This is a genomic window from Kitasatospora sp. NPDC050543, from assembly GCF_044457565.1.
In the GTDB taxonomy this organism is placed as follows: domain Bacteria; phylum Actinomycetota; class Actinomycetes; order Streptomycetales; family Streptomycetaceae; genus Kitasatospora.
Map to the genome: position 1 here is coordinate 36,806 of NZ_JBITGZ010000010.1, position 23,571 is coordinate 60,376.

Sequence of the window (23,571 nt, forward strand, 5' to 3'; positions counted from 1 at the left end):
ATCGCAGGCCGCAGCGCCGCACCGCCGCCCGCACCGGTGATCCGGTCGCCGTACGGCGCCGCGCAGCACAGCACGGCGCCCCGCCGAGCCGGCCCCTCGACGGCCGCTCCGCCCGGCACAGGACGTGCCGGGCGGAGCGTCGACCACCGGCGGGGCCCGGCCGCGACCGGCCGACCCGGGCCCGACTATCCGGCTTCGGCTGCCGACTTCACCTGGATGCCCTGGAGCGCGGCCACCAGGGCGTCCACGTCCTGCACGGTGTTGTACAGGGCCAGCGAGGCCCGCACCGCACTCTGCAGGCCGAAGGCGGCCAGTGCCGGCTGCGCGCAGTGGTGCCCGGCGCGCACGGCGATGCCCTGCTGGTCGAGCTCGCCCGCCAGCGCCATCGGGTCGGTTCCCGCGAGCAGGAAGGTGAGCACCCCGATCTTCCCCGGCGCGTGGCCGATCAGCCGCAGCCCGGGCACCGTCGCCAGGGCGCCCATCGCATAGGCGGTGAGCTGCTCCTCGTGCGCGGCGGCGGCCTCCCGGTCCAGTCCGGCGAGGTAGTGCAGCGCCGCCCGCAGGCCCGCGACCCCCGCGATATGGCCCGTCCCCGCTTCGAGCCGGTGCGGGATCGGGGCGTACGTGGTCTCCTCGAACCCCACCGAGTCGATCATGTTACCGCCGCCCTGCCACGGGGGCATGGCCTCCAGCAGTTCGCGCTTGCCGAAGAGCACGCCGATCCCGGTCGGGGCGAAGATCTTGTGCCCCGAGAAGGTGTAGAAGTCGGCGTCCAGCGCGGTGACGTCCACCGGGAAGTGGCTCACCGCCTGCGCACCGTCGACCAGCACCTTGGCGCCGTACCGGTGGGCGAGCGCGGTCATCTCCGCCACCGGCGGCACGGTGCCCAGCACGTTGGAGGCGTGGGTGAGCGCGACCATCCTGGTCCGGGAACCGAGCAGATCCCGGTACGCGTCCTGGTCGAGCTGTCCGTCGGGGAGCAGCGGGATCGGCCTGATCCTGGCCCGGCGCTCCTCGGCGATCAGCTGCCAGGGCACCAGGTTGGAGTGGTGCTCGGCGGCCGAGACCAGGATCTCGTCGCCCACCCCCAGGTTGGCGCGGCCCCAGCTCTGCGCCACCAGGTTGACGGCCTCGGTCGTCCCCCGGACGAAGACGATCTCGCCCTCGTCCCGGGTGCCCAGCAGGCCGGCCGCCGCCTGCCGCCCCTCCTCGTACACCTGGGTGGCCTGCTTGGCCAGGCTGTGCGCGCCGCGGTGGACGTTGGAGGTGCCCATCGAATAGTGCTCGGCGACCGCCTCGACCACCTGGCGGGGCTTGAGGGTGGTGGCCCCGTTGTCCAGCCAGACCAGTGGGCGGCCGTTCACCTCCCGGTGCAGCTGCGGGAAGTCCCGCCGGACGGCCTCGACGTCGAAGCCGGTCGGCGGCGCCGACGGTGGAGCCGTCGGCGGCGTCACGGTCGGCGGCGCGGCCTGCTGCTGCGGCAGCCAGTACGGGCTGCCGCCCGCCGCGTGGGCGAGCGCCGCGGGCGGCGGGCAGGAGTCCGGCCGCGGCAGCGTCCCGGCCTGCGGGAGTCCGGGGGGCAGGCCCGCTCCCCCGGGTGCCGAGCCGGCCGGCGTAGCACCATGCGCCGGGGCCAGGCCCGCCAACCCCGCGGGGGCAGCGGCGAGTTGACCCGCTCCGGCACTGCGCCCGAATCCGTCAGGAGTAGTCATAGTAGTTCGACACCTCGACGTTCTGGAGCACCGCGATGGCGTCGTCCACCAGCGCCGCGGTGGAGAAGTAGCTGGTCACCAGGTAGGAGGTGATGGCCTGGCGGTCGACACCCATCGGGCGCACCGACAGGCCCGGCTCCACCTCGTCGGGGACCTTCGCCGGGCGCAGGCCCACCACGCCCTGCTCGGCCTCGCCGACCCGCATCAGCAGGATGTTGGTGGTCCCGGGAGCCGCGTCGCCGGAGCCCTTGAGGTCCAGCTTGTCGGAGGGCAGCAGCGGCACCCCGCGCCAGGTCAGGAACGGGCTGCCGAACAGGTCCACGATCTGCGGCGGCACCCCGCGCCGGGTGCACTCGCGCCCGAACGCGGCGATCGCCCTGGGGTGGGCGAGGAAGAAGGCGGGCTGCTTCCAGACCCGGGCGAGCAGCTCGTCCATGTCGTCGGGCGTCGGCGCACCCGTCCGGGTGTGCACCCGCTGGCTGGGCACGACGTTGCCGAGCAGGCCGAACTCGGGGTGGTTGATCATCTCCCACTCCTGGCGCTCGCGCAGCGCCTCGGCGGTCAGCCGCAGCTGCGCCTGGACCTGGTCGATCGAGGAGTTGTAGATGTCGGAGACCCGGGTGTGCACCTTCAGCACGGTCTGCGCGATGCTCAGCTCGTACTCGCGCGGGCTCTCCTCGTAGTCCACGAAGGTCTGCGGCAGCTCGGGCTCGCCGCTGTGGCCGGACGTCAGGTTGATCGGGTGCTCGCGGTCGGCCGGGCCCTGGCCGTTGGCGGCGTACGCCTCCAGCTGGGCGCGCAACGCGGGCTCCCGGTCGGCGAGTTCGGCGAGCATCCGCTGGTCGAGCGAGAGCACGGTACACGGCGTGACCGCCTTGACCTGGTACGGCATCGTCTCGCCGCGCGCCCAGGCGGCGGCGTCGAAGAAGTCGCCGTCACCGAGCATGGTGAGCAGGACGTCGTCGCCGTACGGGCCGGTGGCGCGCTTCTCGGCGCGGCCGAACGCGATGACGTGCAGTTGCCCGGCGGGGGCGCCGGCATCGGCGATGAGCTCGCCGGCCCCGACCTCGCGCTGGACGAACCCGCCGGCGAGGGCACTCAGCAGCGGGCTCGTCAGCTCGCGCAGGAAGGCGATCTCGCGGAGGTCCTCGGCGACCACCCGGGCCTCGCCGCCACCGTCGGTGTAGGTGGTGATCAGCCCGTCTCCGAGGATGAAGCCCCGGCGGCGGTTGACCCGGTAGACACCGGCCTCCAGGTCCACCCACGGCAGGGCGCGCAGCAGGTAGCGGGGGGTGATCCCGAGCATCTGCGGCGCGGTCTTGGTGGTGGTGGCCAGGTTCCTCGCGGCGGAGGTACTGAGGCTCTGCTGGTTCTGCGGGGCCTGCTGAACGGTCTCAGTGGTCATGGCTGATCCGGGTCCTTGTCCTTGGACGAGAGAACTGACGAGACGTCAGAGCATTTGCGGCAGAGGGAAGATCTACCTCTTCACGCTGTTCCGGACCGATTGTTGCGGCACCGTTGCACCGGCGCGAGCACGTTCGATTACGCCCCGATGGTTCCGGTGCGCAGCATCGGACCTTCACTCGGCGAAACTCACTCGAAGGTGTGAATTGGGCCATAAGGGGGCGTGATGTGTTCGAAAGCCGATCTTGGGAACTAGCCGTGATCGGCTCACGGCCGGGCAGCCACTGCGCCGCCACCGGATCCCGGGCGATAGCTCTTACCCTCGCTCCATGACCGAGAACGAGATCAAGCTGAAGGCCATCGCGGCACTCACCGCCCTGCGCAGCGGCGTCGGAGCCGACTACGTCTCGGACCTGCTCGGCGAGGTGATCCCCGACCACTTCTTCGTGCCCGTCGACGCGGACGCCGAGGAGGTGGGGCTGTCCGTGCTGGGCCAGCTGTCCCAGCCGCTGAGCGCCCTGATCACCGGATTCGTCCTGGCCTTCGAGGCGGTCGCGGACGCGTACGACGAGACCGACCCCGTGGAGCCGACGGAGGAGGTCCTTCAGACGCTCGCCCTGGCGATCGCCCGCGACGCCGAGTAGCACCGGGCGGGGGCGGAAGCACGTACCGCGCACCGCCGCGCCCGGGTGCCTCGCCCGGCCCGCGGCCGCCCCGGCACCCGGCTCACCCCGGGCTCGGCGCCGGTTTCAACCGCGGGAGCCCAGGGCAGGCGCACAGGCGCGGTACGGATGTCCCGCACCGGGCCCGTCGGCCGCCCGACCGGGCCGGCCGACCGCTGGGTCGCCCCGGCCGGTGACCGCTCGGCGAGCGCTCGACAACCGCTCGTGACCCGCCGGGACAACCGCACCCCGCGATCGCCAGGTGCGGAGGACGAGATGCCCACACGCTTCGCGAACCGCCAGGACGCGGGCCGCCGACTGGCCGCCAGGCTCACCGAGGTGGCCGCCGGCCAGGGGCTGCCCGACCCGATCGTGCTGGCCCTGCCGCCCGGCGGCGTGCCCGTGGCCGCGGAGGTCGCCCGCGCCCTCGGGGCCCCGCTGAACGTCCTGATCGCCCGCAGGATCGGCGCGCCGGGCCAGCCGGACGCCTGGATAGGTGCGATCGCCGCCAGCGACCCGCCGCTGTTCAACCGGCGCGCCCTGAGGACCCTCGGCCTGCGGCCGCGCGATCTGGACGCCGACGTCACCCGCGAGCGGGCCGAGCTGCACCGCCGCGAGCGCCTCTACCGGCACGGCCGCCCCGCCCCACCGCTCGAAGGGCGGACCGTGGTCCTGGTCGACGACGGCCTCACCGCCGGTGCCGCCGCGCGCGCCGCGCTGCGCTTCGTGCGGCGCGCCGGGCCGGCGCGGCTGATCCTCGCCGTGCCGGTGTGCGACGCCCGGGTGGCCGACGAGCTCGCCCCGGAGGCCGACGACCTGCTCTGTCTCCACCGCGGCCGGTACCTCCATGCGGTCGGCCCCTGGTACGAGGACTTCCGCGAGGTCTCCGACCGCGAGGCGATCGACATCCTGGAGCACCGGCGCGCCGCCGGCTGAGGGAGCCGGGCCGGTCACCCGCGGGCGCCGGCGCGCACGACGTCCCGGCGGTCCCCCGCCCCTCGCGCTCAGGCCGGGCCCAGGTGGACCAGCGTCCGGACCTCCCCGCCCCGGTCGGCGGCGGTGGGCTCCCCCACGTCGGCAAAGGTGCGCAGCGCGGCGAGCACCTGCTCGACGCGGTCGGCCGCGCCGACGAGCTCGGCGTCGATCTCGCCGGTCAGGCGGTCCTCGGGGCCGATCGGACGCCCCGGTCCGTCGACCCGGTAGCTGCGGCTCCAGGACGATCGGGGCGCGTCCGGTCCGGGCGCGTCCGCGGCCGGGCCCTCGGGCCCGTCGGCCCGCGGCGTGAAGGCTCCGCCCAGCGCCCGGTGGACGGCGGTCGCCGTCCGGTCCGTGCCACCGTTCAGATGCACCATCACGTACTCGCCCACGACGCGGTCCCTTCCTCTGTTGCGGTCTCTTCAGGGACGCACGGATCGGGCCCGCGCGCATGCCGGGCAGCGCGGCCGTCCCTCGGCCGCCCCCTCGGCCGGCTCGCGGACACCCTCCGTAGCCGGACTGCACAGTTGGTTACGGGGATATAGTGCAATCTGGGGCTTCCAGGGGGATTCGGCCGCTCCCGGCGGCCACCAGGGATCATGCCGGCAGATCGGAGGCATGAGAGTGGGCACGACACCCGCCTCCGGCGTGCAGCGACCCGAGGAGCCCACCGAGCCCCGCCGGCCGGATTCCCGCCGCGAGCCGAATCTCGCGGCGAACGGTGAGCCCGCCGCCCACGGGCCTGGACGGGACCAGGACGCCGCGCGGCTCCGGCAGGCGCTCGACGCCGTCCGGGTCGGTGCCTGGGACTGGGACATCCGCACCGGCGATCTGCTCTGGGACGACACCATGACCCGGGTGATCGGCATACCCGCGGACGCGTTCGACGGCCGGATCGAGACCTGGCGGGCGCTGATCCACCCCGAGGACCTGCCCGCCGTGCTGGCGCAGGCCGAGGAGTCGCTGCGCAACGGCGCCGAGTACAGCGTCCGGCACCGGATCCGCCGCCCGGACAGCACCGTCGGGTGGGTGGAGGTGCGTGGCCGGACCGTCGTCGGCGAGGACGGCAGGCCCGCGCACATGATGGGGCGGCTCTGGGAGACCACCGAGGCCCAGGCCTCCATGGAGTCGGCCGGTCGCGCCCTGCGGCACATGAGCGACGGCTTCATCGCCGTCGACGCCGACTGGCGGATCCTGTACCTCAACCTGCGGGCCGAGGACCTCCTGGGCTCCTCCGGCGAGCTGGTCGGGCGGACCCTGTGGGACATCCCGGCGATCCGCGCGGCCGGTCTCGAAGCGCCGTGCCGACAGGCCGTCGTCGACCGCCGGCCGGCCGAGCTGGAGCGGCGACTGCCGAGCGGCGGGCACTGGTACCACCTGCGGCTGATCCCGGTGCCCGACGGGCTCACCGTCTACCTCGCCGACATCACCGAGAAGCGGGAGCTGGAGCTGGAGCATGCGGCCGAGGAGCGGGCGGCCACCGAACGGTCCGTCCACATCGGGCAGCTGACGGTCGCACTCGCCGAGGCGCTCACCGCCCGCGACGTGGTGGCCGCGGCCGAGCGCGTGCTCCCGCTGTTCGGCGCCTCCGGTCTCATCGTGCAGGCGCTCGAAGGCGACCGGGTCAGGGCCGTGGGAGCGGTCGGGTACCCGCCGTCCTTCCTGGACCGGCTGGCCCGGGACGTCTTCCCCCGCGGCACCCCCATCGACGACGCCCTGCGCGACGGCAGACCCAAGTTCATCGCCTCGCCCGAGGAGCTGGAGTCGCAGTACCCGGGGCTGGGCGCACTCGTCGCGCAGACCGGCAAGCGGGCCTGGGCCTTCGTGCCGCTGGCGGTCTCGGGCCGTCAGGTCGGCGGCTGCGTGCTCTCTTTCGACCGCCCCCGCCGCCTCGCGCCGGAGGAACGCACCCTGCTGATCGCGCTCAGCGGACTGATCGCCCAGGCTCTGGAACGGGCCCGGCTGTTCGACGCCGAGCACCTGCGCGCCCAGGCGCTGCAACGCGGCCTGCTGCCCAGCGCGCTGCCACGGCTGCCCGCCGTCACCACCGCCGCCCGCTACCTCCCGGCCGGTGAGGGCATGCTCGGTGGCGACTGGTACGACGTCATCCCGCTCTCCGCCGAGCGGGTCGCGCTGGTCATCGGGGACGTGATGGGCCACGGCCTGGCGGAGGCCGCCACGATGGGACGGCTGCGCACCGCCGTGCACACGCTGGCGTGGCTCGAACTGCCGCCCGACGAGCTGTTCTCCCACCTCAACGACCTGGTCATCGACCTCGGCGACGACTTCTACGCCACCTGCCTGTACGCCCTCTACGATCCGGCGACCGGCGCCTGCACCTTCGGCAGCGCCGGCCACCCGCCGCCCGCGATCGTCCGCCCCGACGGCACGGTGTACATCCCCGACCTGGTCGTCAACCCGCCGCTGGGCGCGGCCACCCCGCCCTTCGAGACGACGGAACTGACCCTGCCCGAGGCGAGCCTGCTGGTGCTGTTCACCGACGGGTTCGTGGAGTCGGCCGAGCGCGACATCGACAGCGGCGTCGCGCAGCTGGCCGGGGCACTCGCCGACGGCCGCGCCGGCGCGCCCGCAGGAGGCCTGGCGCCCGGGAGCCCGGACGCCGGGAGTCCGCCCGCCGAGGGCCTGCCCGGGGACGGTCGGCCCGGGCACGGACCGCCCGGGCACGGACCGCCCGGGGATCGGGGCGCGGGCGTCGGCGACCAGCGGGCCGAGGCCGAGCGCCTCGACCGCTTCTGCGAATCGCTCGTCACCGCGCTGCTGCCCGCGCCGGAGCGGACGAACGACGACGCGGCCGTGCTGGTGGCCCGCACCCATCTGCTCGCCGCCGAGAACGTGGCGTCCTGGCCGCTGCCCGAGGGCCCGGTCGCCGCCGGCCAGGCCCGCGAGCACGTCCGGCGCCAACTCACCGAGTGGCAGCTGGACGAGCTCCTGATGACCACCGAGCTGATCGCCAGCGAGCTGGTGGGCAACGTGGTGCGGCACGCCCGAGGGCCGGTGCAGCTGCGCCTGCTGCGGAGCCGGACCCTGATCTGCGAGGTCTCGGACGGCAGTCTCACCACGCCCCACATCCGCCGCGCCCGGGACACCGACGAGGGCGGCCGCGGACTCCAGCTGGTGGCCGCGCTCAGCCAGCGCTGGGGCACCCGCTACGCCTTCGACGGCAAGTGCATCTGGACGGAACAGCCGCTGCCCGACGTGGCGTAGCGAAGGTTCGCCGTGCCGCAGCGGGAGGTGCGCCGTGCGGCGTGCGCCCACACCCGTCCGGCGGGGATCGCCCTCGCGACTGTGCAACCACCGTGCAACCGGTCTGCAACTTCCGGCGAAACGGTCTTGCGCGTGGCCGCCCGGGGCGACAACCTGGAGTCACCGGTTGATGCACGGAGTGACGGGCGTGGGGGCCATGGCTGTCTGTGTTGAGCTGTCGACTGTCGGGACCGTACTCGCCGATGAGGCGGCACCCACACACCTGGAGTCAACCGGCCGACCGGCCCCGCCGGCGCCGCCGGCCCCTGCGATGGTGACCAGGGCCGGCACGGCACGCTGAGCCGGGCGTCCCGACGACGTCCGCGCCTCCCGACGATCTCCCGGGGTCCCGTGCGCCCCTCCACTTCGTGCCCCTCCCGGGCGCGGCCGCCGCAACCGGCCTCCGGCCCGCGCCCGGCACCCACCCCGAGCCCACCGAAACCCCTTCCGCAGCACCAGCGTTGGCCAGCCGCCTTCGGCGGCCCACCGATGGCCGGCCGCCGACCGAGGACGAGTACCGACAGACCCAAGAAGCGGAGTGAGCATGCCAGCTGCGATCATCGGACGTGAGGGGCCCCTGGCCGGGCGGCGGTTCCCGGTCGGCAACACACCGGTCACCTTCGGCCGCAGCAGCGACAGCCGCGTGGTGATCGCCAGCGGGAGCGCCTCGCGCCTGCACGCGGAGGTGCTCCGCGAGGGCGCGCGCTACGTGCTGTACGACCGGGGAAGCCGCAACGGGACGCTGGTGAACGGGAAGCAGGTGACCTCCCACGTCCTGGTGTCCGGCGACCTGATCACCATCGGCGGCGAGGTCTTCAGCTTCGAGCTCGCCGACGCGATGGAGACGGTCACGGATGTCCTGGCCGCCACGGCCCTCGCCCCGGAGCCCGTCCTGAGCGTCACCGTCTCGGGCGGCGGTCCGGTGGGCCTGGGCTTCGCCCTGCTGCTGGAGCACCTCATGGGCCGGCGGGTGGCCATCACGATCTACGACGGGCGCTGGACCCAGGACGGCTCACGGGTCGTCTGGAAGAGCGAGGCGCAGGGCAACGTCCGCCGCCAGCAGGTCGTGACCGTCCAGAGCCGCCAGTACCTCAACCTCCCCGAGGAGGTGCAGACACGGCTGTTCACCGCCGGTTCGTACTCCGAGATGTGGCCGGCCGGGCCGGACTCGGTGCGCGGCTACGGGCCACGCAACATCCGGATCGCCTACGTCGAGGACGTGCTGCTGGAGCTGGCGAACGAGAAGTCCGGCCGGATCCGCCTGGTTCCGGACAACTTCGACCCGACCGAACAGCGCGAGGAGGTGGTCAAGGACCACGTGCTCGCCATCTGCGAGGGCGGCCGCTCCCGGACCAGGGAGCACTTCACCGACAAGTTCGGCACCCCCGACACGTCGATCTACTCGCTGAACGGCCACCACGTCCAGGACGTCGTGCTGGGCCTGCGGGTGAAGTCGGACCTGCCGGACCCGATGGCCGTCCTGCTGACCGTGGCCCAGAACCGCTTCCTGCTCAACTCGCTGCGCGGCGAGGGCTTCCTGAACATGCGTCTCACCGACGCCGAGGCCCGGGAGGTGATCGGGGTCGACCCCGTCCGGCAGGTGTTCGAGCAGTGCGTCGCCTCGCGGCCCTGCCTGATGGGCCGCAACGAGGAGGGCGACTTCCGCTGCTCGACCCACGGCACGCTGTTCCTGCCCGCGCTGGTCAAGGGTTCGGCGCTGTGGAAGCGGGTGCTGGAGGGCCTGGTCCTCTTCGGCGTCGCCGAGGAGAACCTGAGCGCCGTCACGGGGTTCCGGCTCGACATGGTGCAGCGACCGCGGTTCACCGCCAGGCTCTACTCCGCCACGTCCGGCACCCCCGGGACGTACGGATTCCTGCTCGGGGACGCCGCCAACGCGATCCACTTCTGGCCGGGGCGCGGGCTCAACAGCGGCCTGGCGTCCGCCATCTCGCTGGCCCGTTCACTCGGCAACGCCTGGCGGGGGCACCCCTTCCGCGACGCCGACTTCGTCCGCCACGAGGCGGCGATGTCGATGCTCCAGTACCGGCACAAGAGCCGCGCCTGGAACTCGATGGTGACCACCGACGAGAACGGCGACAGCTGCGCGATCAAGGACAAGATCGCCCGGAGCATCGAGGCCGGCGAGACGGGCGACCGGGCGAACGGCAAGGTGAACGCTGCCGCCGACGGCGAGGCGAAGGGCGGGCTGGACGGCGGGCCGGATGGCGAATCGCGGATCGACGCGCTGATGGAACAGCTGCGGGGGATCCGGGACCGCCTGGCACCGCGGGTCCCGGGGATGCCGGACGACGCGACGCTCCGCGACCACCTGCGGAAGCTCAAGGGCGAGACCCTCCGCACCCTGCTCGCGAGCGGCGCCTGGGACACGATGATCGTCGGCGGCGAGGAGGTCGACATCGACATCTTCTACCGCCAGGTGCCCTCGCCCGCCGCCGCACCCGCCACCAAGTACCCGACGCCCGGCCGCACCAGCTGACCGCTCAGGCGGCCGCCTCCGCCGGCACCACCGGCGGAGGTGCCGCCGCCGACCGCCTACCGCCTACCGACCCGCGGCCACGCCCTGCGCCGCGGTGCTCGGCAGGGCGGCGCGCTCCCGCGCCACCAGATGGTCCACCACGATCTCGGCGTCCCGGCCGGCGCCGCCGATCAGCATCGAGCTGAACGCGCGCTGGAAGGCCAGGCCGGTGAAGTACAGCCCCGGCGAGCCCGACACGATGCCGGCCTCCTCCTGCGGCCAGCCGTCCTCCCGGAACACCGGAAGGTCGATCCAGTCGAAGTTCTGCCGGAACCCGGTGCACCAGACCACGTTCGCCACGTCCAGTACGCGGCCGCCCTCCAGCACCGGCCTGCCGTCCTGCACCCCGGTCGTCCTGGCGGTGACCCGCTCGACACCGGCCGCGGCCAGGTCTGGGGCCCTGACCCGGAGCAGCGGCCCGCCGTGGGTGCGGATCTCGGGGCGCAGCTTGCGGCCGATCGGGGTGCGGGTGGTGAGCACGTGGTCGGCCAGTAGCCAGAGCAGCGGGAAGAGGACGCGCATGACACGGGATTCGAGCGGGAACGGGATCTGCCCGGTGTCCCGGCCGCACAGCACGGTCGCGTGGCCGCCCGCGGACTCGTACGCGATGTCCGCGCCGGAGTGTGAGGCTCCGACGACGAGGACGGGCCCGTCGCACAGCTGGGCCTGGTTCCGGTACTCGCTGGAGTGCAGTTGCCGGATGGCGGGGTCGAGCCGGGCGGCGAACCCGGGGACGTACGGGGTGCGGCCGAAGGTCCCGGTGGCCACGATCACGTTCTCGGCCAGCAGCAGGCCGTCAGCGGTCGTGACCGCGTACCCGTCGCCGTCCCGGGTGACCCGCTGCACCCGGGTCTCCGTCCGGACCGGCAGCCGGAAGCGTCGCGCGTAGGCCTCCAGGAAGTCGGCGACCTGGTCCTTGCCGGGGAACGACCAGCCGGGCGCGGGGAAGCGCATGCCGGGCAGGCCGTCGTAGCGGGCCGGACTGTAGAGGCGCAGCGAGTCCCAGTGGCTGCGCCAGTTGTCGCCGATCCGCCGGCCGCCGTCCAGGATCACGAACTGCCTGTTCTGCCGCGCCAGGTGGTGGCCGGCGCAGAGACCCGCCTGGCCGGCGCCGATGATCACTGTCTCGTGGCGTTCGGTGTGCATCACTCCTCCTCCGGCAGGCCGGCCGGGTCGGGCCGGTCCGGGTTTCGCTGGCCACCGGTGCTCGGCGGATCGTCGGTGCTCCGGCGGTCGTCGGGTGTTCGGCGGCCTTCGAGGAGAGCGATCGTCCGCAGGTACAGCCGCTCGGCCTCGGCGAGGCGGCCGTGCGCGGCGCAGGAGGCTCCCAGAGCCTCAAGCGCCGGCGCGAGGCGTGGATCGTCGGGGCCGTGGGCGGCTTCGAGGAGCAGGACCAGTCGGCGCAGTCCGCGCTCGGCGGGCGTTCCGCTCGTCGTGGGGCTTCCGTAGCTGTCCATCGTCGGTTCCCGGTCTCGGTGGCTTCGGAATCGACGCTACGGGGCTGGGTGGCGCACGGCTTCGGGAGATTCATGCACATCGGCCCCGGACGGCATGGGTCATTGTGCGCAGGAGACGCGCAGGAGCGGGCTGCGGGAAGCGGCGCGTACGGCCCGGATGCCGGCCCGCCCGGTGCGCCGGCGGGCCGCGGCCGTCACCGCGTCAGGCCGTGCTCATAGGCGTAGGCCGCCGCGGCAGTGCGCGAGCCGGCGTCCAGTTTGGTGAGGATGTTGCTGATGTGCCGGGCGACGGTCTTCTCGCTCAGGACCAGCTCGCGGGCGATGGCCTGATTGCTCTTCCCGGCCGCGACCAGTCGCAGCACCTCCAGCTCGCGCGGGGTGAGGCCGGCCGGGCCGCCGACGGCCGCCCGGGGCCGGCGGACCAGCCGCTGCGCCCGCGCCCGGTCCGGCTTCGCGCCCAGCCCGGCGAACGTCTGCACCGCCGCGTCGAGCTCCAGGTCGCCGGTGTCCTCGTCACCGAGTGCCCGGCAGGCCAGGGCCACCAGGACCCGGGCTCGCGCGGCCTCGTACGGGACGTCGAGATCCCGCCACAGCGTCCAGGACCGCCGCGCGGCCGTCAGGGACGCGGCCCCCGCTCCCTCCGCCAGCTCGACGGCGGCCCGGGCGTAGGCACTACGGGCGTGCAGGGCGGGCCGGTCGTAGGTCTCGGCGATCGCGGCCAGCTCCGCCGCCGCCTCGCCCGCCGTCTCCCGCGCCGTCTCGCTGTCTCCGGCCTCCAGCACGGCCTCGACGTAGGCGGGCAGCAGCTGGGCCCTGAGCAGCCGGTCAGCCGTCTCGGCCATGGCTCGGCGCAGCCCGGCGACGGCGGCCTCCGGCTGCTGGCGCGCCAGGCTGAGCCGGGCCCGGCCCGGCTGGGCGTCGCAGCCGTAGCGGCAGGCCTGGCGGTAGGCCTCCTCGGCGTCCGCCTCGTCGCCGCGCAGCCGGTGGATCTCTCCGAGCTGGTAGTAGGCCATCCCGGCCAGCATCTCGCCGAAGCCCTGGGTCAGCCGCTCGCACGCGTTCCGCGCCTGGACGGCCGCTCGCGGCCAGTCGCCCGTCAGCTGGAGGAGCTCCGAGCGGTGGACGAGGCAGAGCCCGGAGTAGCCGCCGGTGAACTGCGGCCGGGCTTCGAGCCAGGCGTCCAGCGCAGCCGTCCACTCGCGGGCCCGGCGTACCTCCTGGAGCTCCTGGCAGGCGGCGACGACACTGCAGTAGACCCATCCGGTCACCCGCGGTGAGGTCTCGCCGGCCGTCACGGCGACCATGGCCTCGTCCAGCAGCGCGAGCCCGTCCTCGACGCGGCCCTCCTTGATCCGCACCCGGCCCTGGAGGTGGGCGGCGACGACCGCGAGGTCGCGGTCACCGCACCGGTCGGCCGCCTCCAGCGCCCTCGCCGCCGTCGCGTGGGCCGCCGTCCAGTCCCCGTCGTCGAACTGCCGCTCGGCCTCCGGAATGAGCAGGTAGCCGGCCTCGGCGCACCCCGGGTCCGACTCCGCCAGCCGCGCGGCCCGTGCGAGCCAGCCGCCCGCGTGCGCGAACTCGCCGCGCATCAGCAGTACTTCGTGCAGCCAGAAGGCGCAGCGGATCGCCTCGCCGATGTCCGCGGCCCCGGCGCGCACGAGGTAGGCGCGCTGGAGGGCGTCCGCGGCCTCCTCTCCCCTGCCGAGGAGTTGCGCAGCCTCGGCGTACGCCTCCAGGTCGTCGACGCCCAGCGCCGCCAGCCGGTCGCAGGCGGCGAACGTCTCGTACGCGTCCTGCCACTCCTGCTTGCGATGCGCCGTCCGAGCGGCTGCCAGGGCATCTCGCGTGCCCATGACACCTCCGGCCCTGCAAGGAATCCTGCTGACTTCCATTACACCGGACAGTCGGCCCGGAGTCGACGTGGCACCACGCTTCGCGGTCGTACCCGTCGGCGCACCGGGCCGAGCTGCCCTGGCCGCAGCCGAGCACCTCTGCGTCAGGGCCGGTCGAACCAGGTGAACGACGCGATCCGCCAGCCCTGCGACGTGCGGACGAACTGGATGGACTTGGTCCCGGCTCCCTCGAAGGGCTTGCCGTCCAGGATCCCGGACTTGCGGTACTCGCCGAAGCGCGAGGCGATGTCACCCGCGATCTCGGTCCGCTCCGAGGTCTCCCACTCGTTGAACTCGACCAGCCGGCCGTCGCTCAGCAGCCGTTGGCGAGGCTCGATGAACTCGTCCACGGTGTAGACCGTGAACTGCGGGCCGGTCATGACGATCACGCCGCCCGGAACGACCAGCCTGCGGATCCGGGCCACGTCGGCGGCCCGGCCGCCCCGGTTGTCGAAGGCGCCGAAGAACTCGGCGGTCACCACATCGATCTCGACCTTGGACATGGCGTGACAGTAACAGCGAAGGACGCCGGACACCGGCGGTCCCGAGAAGCCGCTCAGGGCGGCGGTCGAACTTCCCTGGTGGGACGACCGCACGCGCCCGTGCCGGCCCGGGCGTTCCCCGGCCGGCACGGGCGCGTATGAAGTCCGTCCGCCCGTCAGACGGCCGGGAACAGCTCGGCGTCGGGCTTGAGGAGCTGACCGGGCTTGGGCGCGGCCTGGTCCACCAGATAGGACGTGACCAGTGCGTTCAGCGCCTTGCTCCGGCCGACCGCGCAGTGCTCGATCGAGTCGACGGTGACCAGCACGGCGTTGCCCAGCTGGCTCTGCATGCGCTCGGCGAACTTGTACTGGGTGGCCGGATCGAAGAGGTTGCCGATCACCATCACGGGAGTAGCGGTCTTCTTGTTCCACGGGCCGGCGTACCGCTCCGCGTCACGGGCGGGCGCCGGCCAGCTCGCACACGCCGGCGCGTCGAACGCCTGGTACCGGCCGAAGGTCGGCGCCTGGAGCTCCCAGGCCCGGGCCAGGTTAGCGAACACCCTCGGGTTCGACGGGTACGGCTTGTCCTGGCAGTTGACCCCGAAGTAGGAGTCGTCGGCGGTGTACGGCGTGTCCGCCGGGGCCTCCCGCAGCGCCCCCTGGACCGTCCTGGCCAGCACGCTCGCGTCGGCCGGGTTCTGCGGGGCCGTCAGGCTGGGCGAGGCGGCCTTGGGGTGGATCACCTCGTACAGCGCCTGGAGCGAGGTGGCCAGCGGTGCCAGCCGGCTCTGCGCGTACAGGGCGTTGGCGACCTGGCTGGTGAAGCTGCTCAGCGTGACCTGCGAGCCGTCCGCCAGGGCGACCGGGCCGGTGCGCAGGTGGTCGCGGATCGCGTCGAACTTGGCCCGGGTGTCTCCGTCACCGAAGGCGCAGCGCGGCGCCCCCGCGGCCTTGCAGCGCTTCAGGTACTCGTCCAGGGCGAGTTCGAAGCCGCCCGCGGCCCGCTGCCGGTCGTACTCCAGGCCGTTGCTCAGCCTCAGCTGCGGGTCGACGTTGCCGTCGACGATCACGGCGCGCACCTTGCCGGGGTACATGTTGGCGTAGGTGGCGCCGATCAGCGTGCCGTAGGAGAAGCCGGCGAAGGTGAGCTTGGCGTCGCCCACGCCCTGGCGCATGCGGTCGAGGTCACGGACCACGTTCATGGTCGACATGTGCTCGATCAGCGGGCCCGCGTGGCTGTTGCAGGAGTCGGTGTAGTCCTCGGTGGCGTCCAGCGTGGTTTCGATCTCCGCCCGGGTGACGGGCACCCCGGTCATCCGGTTGAACACCGCGTCGGCTTCCTCCTGGGTCCCGAAGCACCTGAGCGGGTTGCTCCGGGCGACACCGCGGGGGTCGAAGCCGATCAGGTCGAAGCGCTCCTGGACCTGGGGGTCGAACCGGCCGGTGGTCGCCCAGAGGTAGCCGCTGCCGCCCGGGCCACCGGGGTTGAGGAACAGCGAGCCGATCCGCCTGGCCGGGTCGCCGGCCCGGCGGCGCATCATGGCGATGCCGATCTTCTCGCCCGAGGGGTGGTCGTAGTCGAGCGGCACCGGGTAGACGGCGCAGTCGTAGATCTGCGGATCCGGCTTGGAGGGATCGGGGTTGCACGGTGTCCAGACCACCGGCTCGGCCCTCTGCTCGGCGGCCGCCGCGATCTCCGCGGTCGGCGCGGGAGCCGCCGAGGCCGCGGCGGCGGTACCGGTGACGAGGGCTAACGTACAGGCGAACGCGACCGTCAGATGGGATATGCGGGACAAGGAACCTCCTCGGTTGCTGCAGAAGCGGGCTCAGCCTGTCAGTCGGCGATCGTGAGCGGAAGAGCGCGAACGCGCCGTAAATCCTCCGGAGATCGGCCACATCCGGAGCGCAATGTTCTGTGAATTGACCGGATTTGACGACAGATCACCTGGTGGCACGGTGACCACCGCCGTCGGGCGAACACCCGGGCTCCTACGGGCGGGCGGCCCTCCGCGACGCCCTCTCCGCCCTCGCCGTGCCCCGCACACACGTCGGCCCGGGCCGTGGCCCGGGCCGACGAGGTGGCGAGGTGGTGGGGTGGTGGGGGTGGCTAGGCGGTGGGGGTGGCGAGGTGGTGGGGGTGGCGAGGCGGCGTCACCAGCGGTCGTGGACCTGCGGGCGGATCCGGCGGTCGTACAGCTCGCGTACGGCGTCGAGGGTCGGTCCGGGCAGCGGATCGAGGGCGGCTGCGGCCGCGTTGGCGCGGGCCTGGCCCGGGTTGCGGGCGCCGGGGATCACCGTCGTCACGCCCGGCTGCTGGACGATCCAGCGCAGCGCGGTCTGCGCCGGGGTGGCGCCCTCGGGGGCGAGGGCGGCGAACTCCGCCGCCGCCTCGACGCCCGTCGTGAAGTCGACGCCGGAGAACGTCTCGCCCTGGTCGAAGGCCTCGCCGTGGCGGTTGTACGTGCGGTGGTCGTCCGGGGCGAACGCGGTCTGCGTGGTGTAGCGCCCCGAGAGCAGCCCGGAGGCGAGCGGGACCCGGGCCAGGATGCCCACCCCGGCCGCCGCGGCGGCCGGCAGCACCTGCTCCAGCGGCTTCAGGCGGAACGCGTTGAGGATGATCTGCACACTCGCGACGCCGGGCCGGCCGATCGCGGTCATCGCCTCCGCGCAGGTCTCCACACTGACGCCGTACGCGGCGATCCGCTCCTCGGCGACCAGGACGTCGAGGGCGTCGAACACCTCGCCGGAGGAGTACACCGGGGTCGGCGGGCAGTGCAGCTGCACCAGGTCGAGCCGGTCCGTGCCCAGGTTGGTCCGTGAACGGTCCGACCAGGAACGGAAGTTCGCGAGGTTGTAGTGCTCCGGCCGCTGCTCGGCCCGGCGGCCGAACTTGGTGGCGACGAACACGCCCGCGTCCGGACGGCCCCTCAGGTAGCGGCCGATCAGCTGCTCGCTGCGGCCGTCGCCGTACACGTCGGCGGTGTCGAAGAGGGTGACACCGGCCTCGACGGAGGCGTCCAGGACGGCGAGGGCGTCCTCCTCACGGACGTCACCCCAGTCCGCGCCGAGCTGCCAGGTGCCGAGTCCGACGACGGAGACCGGTCGGCCGGTGCGGCCGAGTACGCGCTGTTCCATCCGGCCAGCCTCTCACCCCGGCGCGCCGGGCGGCCCGCACCGAGGCCGCGTGTCCGGCACCCGGCGCCGCCCGGGTGCCGGCCCGCTCGCGTGGGCCCACCCGCTGCCGGGTCGGGCCCGGCCCGGCACCGGGACCTGTGGCCCGCCGCCGGCTCCGGTACCGGGACATCCGGGCGCTCCCAAGGCTCGGCGCCCGGGACCGGAACGGGCCGCAGAGACGGCCCGTGCCCCAGGCGTCCGGGACGACGGGTGGCGGTGGAGACCGAGCCCGGTTCACCGGGTGACCTCATCGCCATCGCCGACCAAGGGGAGCCGCCATGTCCGGACAGTCCGTCCTCGCCCGCCACGACACCCGTCGCGCCGTCTGCCTGCCGGACCTGCTCCAGCAGCAGGTGTCCGCGCAGCCGGACGCCACGGCCGTGACCGGTGGCGGCGAACGCCTCAGTTACCGGCAGCTCGGGGAGGCCGCCGGTGTGCTCGGCGCCCAGCTGTACCACCTGGGCGTGCGCGCCGACGACTGCGTCGGCCTGTACGTCGAACCGTCCCTGGAGCTGATGATGGGGGCCTGGGGAATCCTGTACGCGGGCGCCGCCTACCTGCCGCTGTCCCCGGAGTACCCCGCCGACCGGGTCCGCTACATGATCGAGGACAGCCGGACCCGGGTGATCGTCACCCAGGAGCACCTGCGGGCCCGGCTGGCCGAGCTGACCCCGCAGGGCACGCTGATCGTCACACCGAACGACGGGCACGACGCACACGGCGGGCCCGGCGAGAGTGGCCTCGCCGCCGCGCACCCGATCCCGTACCAGAGCCATGGCCCGGGCGGGCCGCCGCCGGCCCCCGCCCCGAGTCGCTGGCGTACGTCATCTACACCTCCGGCAGCACCGGCCGGCCCAAGGGCGTGATGATCGAGCACCACAGCATCGTGTCCCAGCTGCGCTGGCTGGTCGCCGCCGGACACCTGGGTACCGGTGCCACCGTGCTGCAGAAGACGCCGATGAGCTTCGACGCGGCGCAGTGGGAGATCCTGGCGCCCGCCGGCGGCGCGCGGGTCGTCATGGGCGCACCGGGCGTCTACCGCGATCCGGAGGCCCTCTCGAACTCGTAGGTCTCCGCGACGATCCGCGTGATCCGGCGCCAGCGCGTACCCACTCCTGTCCGTCCCCCACCCGATCGCTGCCGGATCCGGGTGCCGCGGACCCGGCAGGTCCCGGGGGCCGTGGTCAGGGCGTGTAGGTACCGGTCTTGACGGTGGCCCAGGAGCCGCCCCTGACGGTGGACACCGTCAGCTGCCGGTTGAGGGTGTCGCCGTACTCGTCGAAGGCGACGCGGCCGGTGACGCCGTCGAACGCCACACCGGCCATGGCCTTGACCACCCTGGCCCGGGCGTCGACGGGCAGCGCGCCGCCGTTGGCGGCCACCACGCTCCTGACCGCCTCGATGACGGCCCAGACCGAGTCGTACGCGTAGCCGCCGTACGAACCGGGATCCTCCGGATAGCCGGCTGCCCGGTACTGGGACAGGAACGACTTGGCGCTGGGCAGCTCCTGCGGCGGGGCGCCGACGGAGCTGGCCAGGTCCCCCTCGGCCTTGGGGTTGAGGCTGATGAACTCGGGGGCGTAGATGCCGTCGCCCCCCATCAGGGGGACGTTCGCGCCCGCCTGCTTGAGCTGCTGGGAGAGCGCCGCCGCAGCCGGGTAGTCCCCGCCGTAGTAGACGGCGTCGGCCCCGGAGGTCTTGACCCGCGCGGCGAGGGTCGGGAAGTCGCGGTCGTCGGGGTTGGTGTGTTCCGTGCCCACCACCGACCCGCCGAGCCTGGTGAACTCGCTGCTGAAGCCCGCCGCGAGGGAGGCGCCGTAGCTCTTCTTGTCGTCGATGACGAAGAGCCTGGTCTTCCGGGCTTCCTTGTAGAGGTACTGGGCGGCGAACGGCCCTTGGGCCGCGTCCGTGGTGACGGTACGGAAGTAGGTCTTGTACGGGCGGGACTTGCTGCCCTTGGCCCAGTCGGCGCCCTGGGTCAGCACCGGGTTGGTGTTCGCCGGCGAGACGTCGACCAGGCCCGCCTGGTCGAGCACGCCCAGCATGGACTGGGCGACGCTGGAGTTGAGCGGCCCGACCACCCCGAGCACCTTGTTGTCGCCGACGAACTGGCCCGCGTTCTGCTCGCCCTTCGCGGGCTGCGCCTGGTCGTCCAGGGCCTTCAGCTCGAAGGTCACTCCGGGCACGTACCGGGTCTGGTTGGCGGTCCTCACCGCCAGCTCGGCGGAGTTCTTGAGGCTCAGCCCGAACGCGGCCAGGCTGCCGCTGAGCGGCGCGTCCAGCCCGATCGCCACGGTGACGGCGGCGGCCGGGCCGCCGCCGTTCGCGGCCGCGCTGCTCGCCCCACCCGTCCCGCCGCTCGCACCCGCCGAGTCGTCCCCGGCGAAGGTCTTGGCCACGATGCCGCCGATGGCGGCCACGACCAGGGCCACGGCCACGACGGTTGCCCGCCGAGCCACGGAGGGCCGCCGTGACGCAGCCGCCGTGAGGTCCGGCCGGCGGTAGGTCACCGACGGGAACGACCCCGCGCCGCCCACCGCCGGGGAGGGCCTGGACGGCGTGGACGGAATGGACGGCGTCGACGCAATGGACGGCGTGCCCGCGTCGGGACGCTGGCCTTCCGGTGGCGCGCCGTGCGGGCCGGGCGCCGGCGTGCCGAGCGGCGGCGGCGCCGGATCGGATGCGCGAGGCACCGGCGGGGTCCCGCGCCTCTCCGGCGGCGGAAGGTGCGAAGCGGGGCTGTCGTCGGGGTCCGGCGCCACGGGCTCCGGGGCGGGGTGCGGGGTCGGGACGGGGACCGGAGCCGGCCGTGGGAGGGGCGTCGGCGATGGAAGGGGCGTCGAGGTCGTGCCCGACTCCCGGAGCGCCTCCGCCAGCAGCCCGACCGCCCCGGCGAGACTCACGCGCTGTGCCGGGTCCTTGGTGAGGAGCGCCTCCAGCACCGGGCCGAGCGGGCCGGCCTCGGTCGGCGGCCGGTGCGGGCGGGTGAAGACGGCGATGGCGAGGGCGTGCAGGCCCTCCGCGTCGAACGGCGGACGCCCCTCCACCGCGTGGTAGAGCGTGGCTCCGAGGGCCCACAGGTCGTTGGCGGGCGTGGGGCGCTTGCCCTCCAGCTGCTCCGGCGGCATGTACATCGGGGTGCCGATGACGGCACCGCTGTGGCTGAGCCTGGTGGAGGCGTCGGCGAGATGGGCGATGCCGAAGTCGGTGAGGACGACCCGGTCCTTGGACAGCAGGATGTTGTCCGGCTTGATGTCCCGGTGGACGATCCCCGCTCCGTGCGCCTCCGCGAGGGCGCCGAGCATCGCGGCGCCGATCTCGGCGACCCGCCGGACGGGCAGCCGGCCCTGGTCACGGATCGCGGCGGCGAGGGACTGCCCGCGGACGAACTCCATCACGATGACGGGCGAGCCGTTGTGCTCGACCACGTCGTGGATGGTGATGATGCCGGGATGGCTCAGGGTGACCGCCGCACGGGCCTCGCCGGTGAAGCGCTTGAGCAGCCTGCCGCGCTCGCCGTCCTCCAGCCCCGGGGGGAAGAGGATCTCCTTGACGGCGACCTCCCGGCCGAAGAGGTGCTGGTCGGTGCCGCGCCAGACGCGGCCCATCCCGCCCTGGCCGATCCGTTCGACCAACTGGTAACGCCCGGCGATGAGGTCCGCGTTCTCCTGGGTCACGCGCCATACTTTAGGGGGCCGCGCGGCACTCGCGGGCGGGATTCGCGGCCCGGGTGATCAGCCCGTCCGGGCCCGCGCCGCAGCTCAGCACCTCGCCCGGACACCGGCCCGGCGCCGGGTCAGTTCCGTTCACTCCCATCCGAGTTGTCCGCGGGCCCACGCCACGGCCCTTCCGCGTCCGCGGTCAGCCGACGTGCACCCGGGGGCGGCGGCTGCGGTCCGGCTCGGCCTCCCGCAGCACCTCCCGGGTGACGGGTGCGACCTCGCCCTGGCCGAACAGGAAGAACCGCAGGAACTGCGCGAACGGGTTGCCCTCGGTCCATTCGAAGTAGATGTGCGGCTGCTGCCCGGTCGCGTCCCGCACGTGCAGCAGCAGCGCGGCGAGCGCGTTGGGGATGCTGGAGTGCTCCAGGGTGAGGACGCGGTAGCGCTCGTGCATCGCCTCGCCGTGGATCCTGAGTTCCGCCTCGAAGTCGGACGGGTCGAGGATGGTGACCTCCACGAAGATCAGGTCGTCCTCGGCGGGGATGTCGTTGTCGCCGCGGATCTGGTGCAGCTTGTCCCGGTACTCCGCCAGGTCGCGGCTGTCGGGCTGGTTGGCGATCAGACGGATGGTGCGGTGCGAGCAGTCCCGCACGAAGCGCGCGGCGACGTCGTCGAGGACCACGTCGGTGACCCGCAGTTCGAACGCCCGGGCGAGCCGGGAGGCCAGCGAGACCAGCACGATACCGGCGATGAAGCAGGCACTGATCTTCACGCCGTCGGGCCGCTCGGCGATGTTGACGGCGGTGGTGTACACGAAGACGGCCGCGATGACGGCGAAGCCCACCGTCCAGTGGCGCTCGCCCGCCTTGCGGGCCGCGATGGTGACCGCGATGGCGGCCGAGGTGATCAGGACCAGGACGCCGGTGGCGTACGCGCCGCCCTGCTTGTCGACGCTCGCGTCGAAGATCCACGTCACCAGGAAGGCGATCGCGGTGAGCACCAGCACCATCGGGCGCACGGCGCGCGCCCAGTGCGGCGCCATGCCGTAGCGCGGCAGGTAGCGGGGCATCAGGTTGAGCAGACCGGCCATCGCGGAGGCCCCCGCGAACCACAGGATGGCGATGGTGGAGGCGTCGTACACGCTGCCGAAGGCGTTGCCGAGGTACTCGTGGGCCAGGTACGCGAGCGCGCGGCCGTTGGCGGGGCCGCCCGGTTCGAAGTCGTCGGGCGGGATGAGCAGGGTGGTGATGAAGCTGGTGGTGATCAGGAAGACACTCATGATCGCGGCGGCCGTGGTGAGCAGCTTGCGGGCACCACGGATCCGCCCGGTCGGCTGCTCCTCGGTGTCGCCCTCGTCGCCCTCGATGTGCGGCATCACGGCGACGCCGGTCTCGAAGCCGGACAGGCCCAGCGCCAGCTTCGGGAAGACCAGCAGGGACACCCCGACCATGGCGACCACGTTGCCGTGCTCGGCGGTCAGCGCGTGCGTCCAGTCCGTGATCACGTGCGGCGCCGTCAGGACGTGCCACAGCCCGACCGCCACGACCACCACGTTCAGCCCGAGGTAGACCGCGACCAGGAACACGGCCAGGCCGATCGCCTCGGTGAAGCCCTTGAGGAAGACCGCCCCGAGCATGGCCACCAGGATCATGGTGATCAGCACCTGACGGCCGTGCAGCGCCCCGGTCAGGTGCGGGTTCTCCACCAGGTGCGCCGTGGCGTCGGCGGCCGACAGGGTGATGGTGATCAGGAAGTCGGTCGCCGCGAACCCGAGCAGCGCGAGCACGAACAGCTTCCCCTGCCAGAACGACAGCAGCCGCTCCAGCATGGCGATCGAGCCCTCGCCGTGCGGGCTCTCCCGCGCCACCCGCCGGTAGACCGGCAGCGCCCCGCACAGGGTGACCAGCACCAGCACGATGGTCGCCACCGGGGAGAGCAGCCCGGCCGCGAGCGCCGCGATGCCCGGCTGGTAGCCGAGGGTCGAGAAGTAGTCCAGACCGGTCAGGCACATCACCCGCCACCAGCGCTGCCCGTGCTGCGCGGGGGCCTGGGCGTGCGGGCCGGGGTGCTGCTTGGCCATGTCGGACAGGCCTTCGAGCAGCCAGGCCCGGAACCGCTGCCGTACCGACGGCGCGGAACCGCGAGCGCCCGAAGCTGAGGTCACCACCTTGCACTCCCGTCGAGAGCAGTGAGCAGCCTGGCCGCAGGACGAGCGGCCGGCCCAGCGTATGCGAGCCACCCCCCTCGGCCTGCGCGAACACCGGCGGGCGCCCCCGCCGTCACCCCAATAGCGGGTCGATGGGATCGACGGCGGGAGCCGATCACCACAACTCGGACGCCTGCCCCCGCCG

General features: G+C 73.4%; 17 protein-coding genes and 1 pseudogene. 6 read left to right on the forward strand and 12 right to left on the reverse strand.

Annotated features, from left to right (window positions below; translation table 11 throughout):
- Positions 1 to 185: 185 nt before the first annotated feature.
- Together ACIBH3_RS14950 and ACIBH3_RS14955 are read right to left on the reverse strand one after the other, a co-directional pair.
- Complete coding sequence (locus ACIBH3_RS14950) at positions 186 to 1,712, reverse strand: SufS family cysteine desulfurase (RefSeq protein ID WP_396312371.1); 1,527 nt, start codon at positions 1,710 to 1,712, stop codon at positions 186 to 188.
- Positions 1,699 to 3,117, reverse strand: coding sequence for a family 2B encapsulin nanocompartment shell protein (locus tag ACIBH3_RS14955; protein WP_396312372.1), 1,419 nt, complete (start codon positions 3,115 to 3,117; stop codon positions 1,699 to 1,701). The genes ACIBH3_RS14950 and ACIBH3_RS14955 overlap by 14 nt, the downstream gene beginning before the upstream one ends.
- Before the next feature lie 328 nt (positions 3,118 to 3,445).
- Here ACIBH3_RS14955 and ACIBH3_RS14960 point away from each other — a divergent pair, with 328 nt between their 5' ends.
- Together ACIBH3_RS14960 and ACIBH3_RS14965 are read left to right on the forward strand one after the other, a co-directional pair.
- Complete coding sequence (locus ACIBH3_RS14960; RefSeq protein ID WP_396312373.1) at positions 3,446 to 3,760, forward strand: hypothetical protein; 315 nt, start codon at positions 3,446 to 3,448, stop codon at positions 3,758 to 3,760.
- Between the two features lie 294 nt (positions 3,761 to 4,054).
- Positions 4,055 to 4,714, forward strand: a complete 660-nt coding sequence (locus ACIBH3_RS14965) for a phosphoribosyltransferase (protein ID WP_396312374.1) — start codon at positions 4,055 to 4,057, stop codon at positions 4,712 to 4,714.
- A 68-nt stretch (positions 4,715 to 4,782) separates the two neighbouring features.
- Here the strand turns inward: ACIBH3_RS14965 and ACIBH3_RS14970 are convergent, their stop codons facing one another.
- Complete coding sequence (locus ACIBH3_RS14970; RefSeq protein WP_396312375.1) at positions 4,783 to 5,145, reverse strand: hypothetical protein; 363 nt, start codon at positions 5,143 to 5,145, stop codon at positions 4,783 to 4,785.
- Positions 5,146 to 5,377: 232 nt separating this feature from the next.
- Here ACIBH3_RS14970 and ACIBH3_RS14975 point away from each other — a divergent pair, with 232 nt between their 5' ends.
- Together ACIBH3_RS14975 and ACIBH3_RS14980 are read left to right on the forward strand one after the other, a co-directional pair.
- Complete coding sequence (locus tag ACIBH3_RS14975; protein ID WP_396312376.1) at positions 5,378 to 7,978, forward strand: SpoIIE family protein phosphatase; 2,601 nt, start codon at positions 5,378 to 5,380, stop codon at positions 7,976 to 7,978.
- Positions 7,979 to 8,561: 583 nt separating this feature from the next.
- Positions 8,562 to 10,514: an FHA domain-containing protein gene (locus ACIBH3_RS14980; protein WP_396312377.1), complete on the forward strand. Its 1,953-nt coding sequence runs from the start codon at positions 8,562 to 8,564 to the stop codon at positions 10,512 to 10,514.
- A 63-nt stretch (positions 10,515 to 10,577) separates the two neighbouring features.
- Here the strand turns inward: ACIBH3_RS14980 and ACIBH3_RS14985 are convergent, their stop codons facing one another.
- The 6 genes from ACIBH3_RS14985 to ACIBH3_RS15010 all read right to left on the reverse strand — a co-directional run bounded on the left by ACIBH3_RS14985 (position 10,578) and on the right by ACIBH3_RS15010 (position 17,519).
- Positions 10,578 to 11,699 (reverse strand): flavin-containing monooxygenase, encoded by a 1,122-nt coding sequence (locus ACIBH3_RS14985; protein WP_396312378.1) that lies wholly within the window; start codon positions 11,697 to 11,699, stop codon positions 10,578 to 10,580.
- Complete coding sequence (locus tag ACIBH3_RS14990; RefSeq protein ID WP_396312379.1) at positions 11,699 to 12,010, reverse strand: tetratricopeptide repeat protein; 312 nt, start codon at positions 12,008 to 12,010, stop codon at positions 11,699 to 11,701. Before ACIBH3_RS14990 ends, ACIBH3_RS14985 begins: the two co-directional genes overlap by 1 nt.
- Positions 12,011 to 12,204: 194 nt before the next feature.
- Entirely contained in the window at positions 12,205 to 13,863 is a 1,659-nt protein-coding gene (locus ACIBH3_RS14995) for a LuxR C-terminal-related transcriptional regulator (protein ID WP_396312380.1), read from the reverse strand.
- Positions 13,864 to 14,006: 143 nt separating this feature from the next.
- On the reverse strand, positions 14,007 to 14,405 hold the full coding sequence (locus ACIBH3_RS15000; protein ID WP_396312381.1) for a DUF4440 domain-containing protein: 399 nt from the start codon (positions 14,403 to 14,405) through the stop codon (positions 14,007 to 14,009).
- A gap of 155 nt (positions 14,406 to 14,560) precedes the next feature.
- The gene (locus ACIBH3_RS15005) at positions 14,561 to 16,180 is read right to left on the reverse strand and encodes an alpha/beta hydrolase (RefSeq protein ID WP_396312382.1); all 1,620 of its coding nucleotides are present in this window, start codon (positions 16,178 to 16,180) and stop codon (positions 14,561 to 14,563) included.
- 355 nt (positions 16,181 to 16,535) lie between these two features.
- Positions 16,536 to 17,519 (reverse strand): aldo/keto reductase, encoded by a 984-nt coding sequence (locus tag ACIBH3_RS15010; RefSeq protein ID WP_396312383.1) that lies wholly within the window; start codon positions 17,517 to 17,519, stop codon positions 16,536 to 16,538.
- A 317-nt stretch (positions 17,520 to 17,836) separates the two neighbouring features.
- Between ACIBH3_RS15010 and ACIBH3_RS15015 the strand changes: the two genes are divergently transcribed.
- Both ACIBH3_RS15015 and ACIBH3_RS15020 read left to right on the forward strand, forming a co-directional pair.
- Positions 17,837 to 18,424 carry an AMP-binding protein gene (locus tag ACIBH3_RS15015; protein ID WP_396312384.1) on the forward strand — a complete coding sequence of 196 codons (588 nt, stop codon included), beginning with the start codon at positions 17,837 to 17,839 and terminating at the stop codon, positions 18,422 to 18,424.
- The gene (locus tag ACIBH3_RS15020; RefSeq protein ID WP_396312525.1) at positions 18,385 to 18,627 is read left to right on the forward strand and encodes an AMP-binding protein; all 243 of its coding nucleotides are present in this window, start codon (positions 18,385 to 18,387) and stop codon (positions 18,625 to 18,627) included. Before ACIBH3_RS15015 ends, ACIBH3_RS15020 begins: the two co-directional genes overlap by 40 nt.
- Positions 18,628 to 18,742: 115 nt before the next feature.
- On the opposite strand, the gene ACIBH3_RS15025 is transcribed toward ACIBH3_RS15020, so the two are convergent.
- From ACIBH3_RS15025 to ACIBH3_RS15035, 3 genes and pseudogenes are all read right to left on the reverse strand, one after another.
- Positions 18,743 to 19,990 (reverse strand): branched-chain amino acid ABC transporter substrate-binding protein, encoded by a 1,248-nt coding sequence (locus ACIBH3_RS15025; protein ID WP_396312526.1) that lies wholly within the window; start codon positions 19,988 to 19,990, stop codon positions 18,743 to 18,745.
- 471 nt (positions 19,991 to 20,461) lie between these two features.
- A pseudogene (locus ACIBH3_RS15030) lies at positions 20,462 to 21,235 on the reverse strand (serine/threonine-protein kinase); the annotation flags it as partial.
- Between the two features lie 184 nt (positions 21,236 to 21,419).
- Complete coding sequence (locus tag ACIBH3_RS15035) at positions 21,420 to 23,300, reverse strand: amino acid transporter (RefSeq protein WP_396312527.1); 1,881 nt, start codon at positions 23,298 to 23,300, stop codon at positions 21,420 to 21,422.
- Positions 23,301 to 23,571: the final 271 nt, after the last annotated feature.

What these genes read in the sequence shown, in the direction of transcription:
- ACIBH3_RS15000 (WP_396312381.1), bottom strand. Translation starts at nt 14,405, where the DNA reads ATGTCCAAGGTCGAGATCGATGTGGTGACCGCCGAGTTCTTCGGCGCC.
- ACIBH3_RS14985 (WP_396312378.1), bottom strand. Translation starts at nt 11,699, where the DNA reads ATGCACACCGAACGCCACGAGACAGTGATCATCGGCGCCGGCCAGGCG.
- ACIBH3_RS14980 (WP_396312377.1), top strand. Translation starts at nt 8,562, where the DNA reads ATGCCAGCTGCGATCATCGGACGTGAGGGGCCCCTGGCCGGGCGGCGG.
- ACIBH3_RS14965 (WP_396312374.1), top strand. Translation starts at nt 4,055, where the DNA reads ATGCCCACACGCTTCGCGAACCGCCAGGACGCGGGCCGCCGACTGGCC.
- ACIBH3_RS14990 (WP_396312379.1), bottom strand. Translation starts at nt 12,010, where the DNA reads ATGGACAGCTACGGAAGCCCCACGACGAGCGGAACGCCCGCCGAGCGC.
- ACIBH3_RS15035 (WP_396312527.1), bottom strand. Translation starts at nt 23,300, where the DNA reads ATGGCCAAGCAGCACCCCGGCCCGCACGCCCAGGCCCCCGCGCAGCAC.
- ACIBH3_RS14955 (WP_396312372.1), bottom strand. Translation starts at nt 3,117, where the DNA reads ATGACCACTGAGACCGTTCAGCAGGCCCCGCAGAACCAGCAGAGCCTC.
- ACIBH3_RS14950 (WP_396312371.1), bottom strand. Translation starts at nt 1,712, where the DNA reads ATGACTACTCCTGACGGATTCGGGCGCAGTGCCGGAGCGGGTCAACTC.
- ACIBH3_RS15010 (WP_396312383.1), bottom strand. Translation starts at nt 17,519, where the DNA reads ATGGAACAGCGCGTACTCGGCCGCACCGGCCGACCGGTCTCCGTCGTC.
- ACIBH3_RS14960 (WP_396312373.1), top strand. Translation starts at nt 3,446, where the DNA reads ATGACCGAGAACGAGATCAAGCTGAAGGCCATCGCGGCACTCACCGCC.
- ACIBH3_RS14995 (WP_396312380.1), bottom strand. Translation starts at nt 13,863, where the DNA reads ATGGGCACGCGAGATGCCCTGGCAGCCGCTCGGACGGCGCATCGCAAG.
- ACIBH3_RS15015 (WP_396312384.1), top strand. Translation starts at nt 17,837, where the DNA reads ATGTCCGGACAGTCCGTCCTCGCCCGCCACGACACCCGTCGCGCCGTC.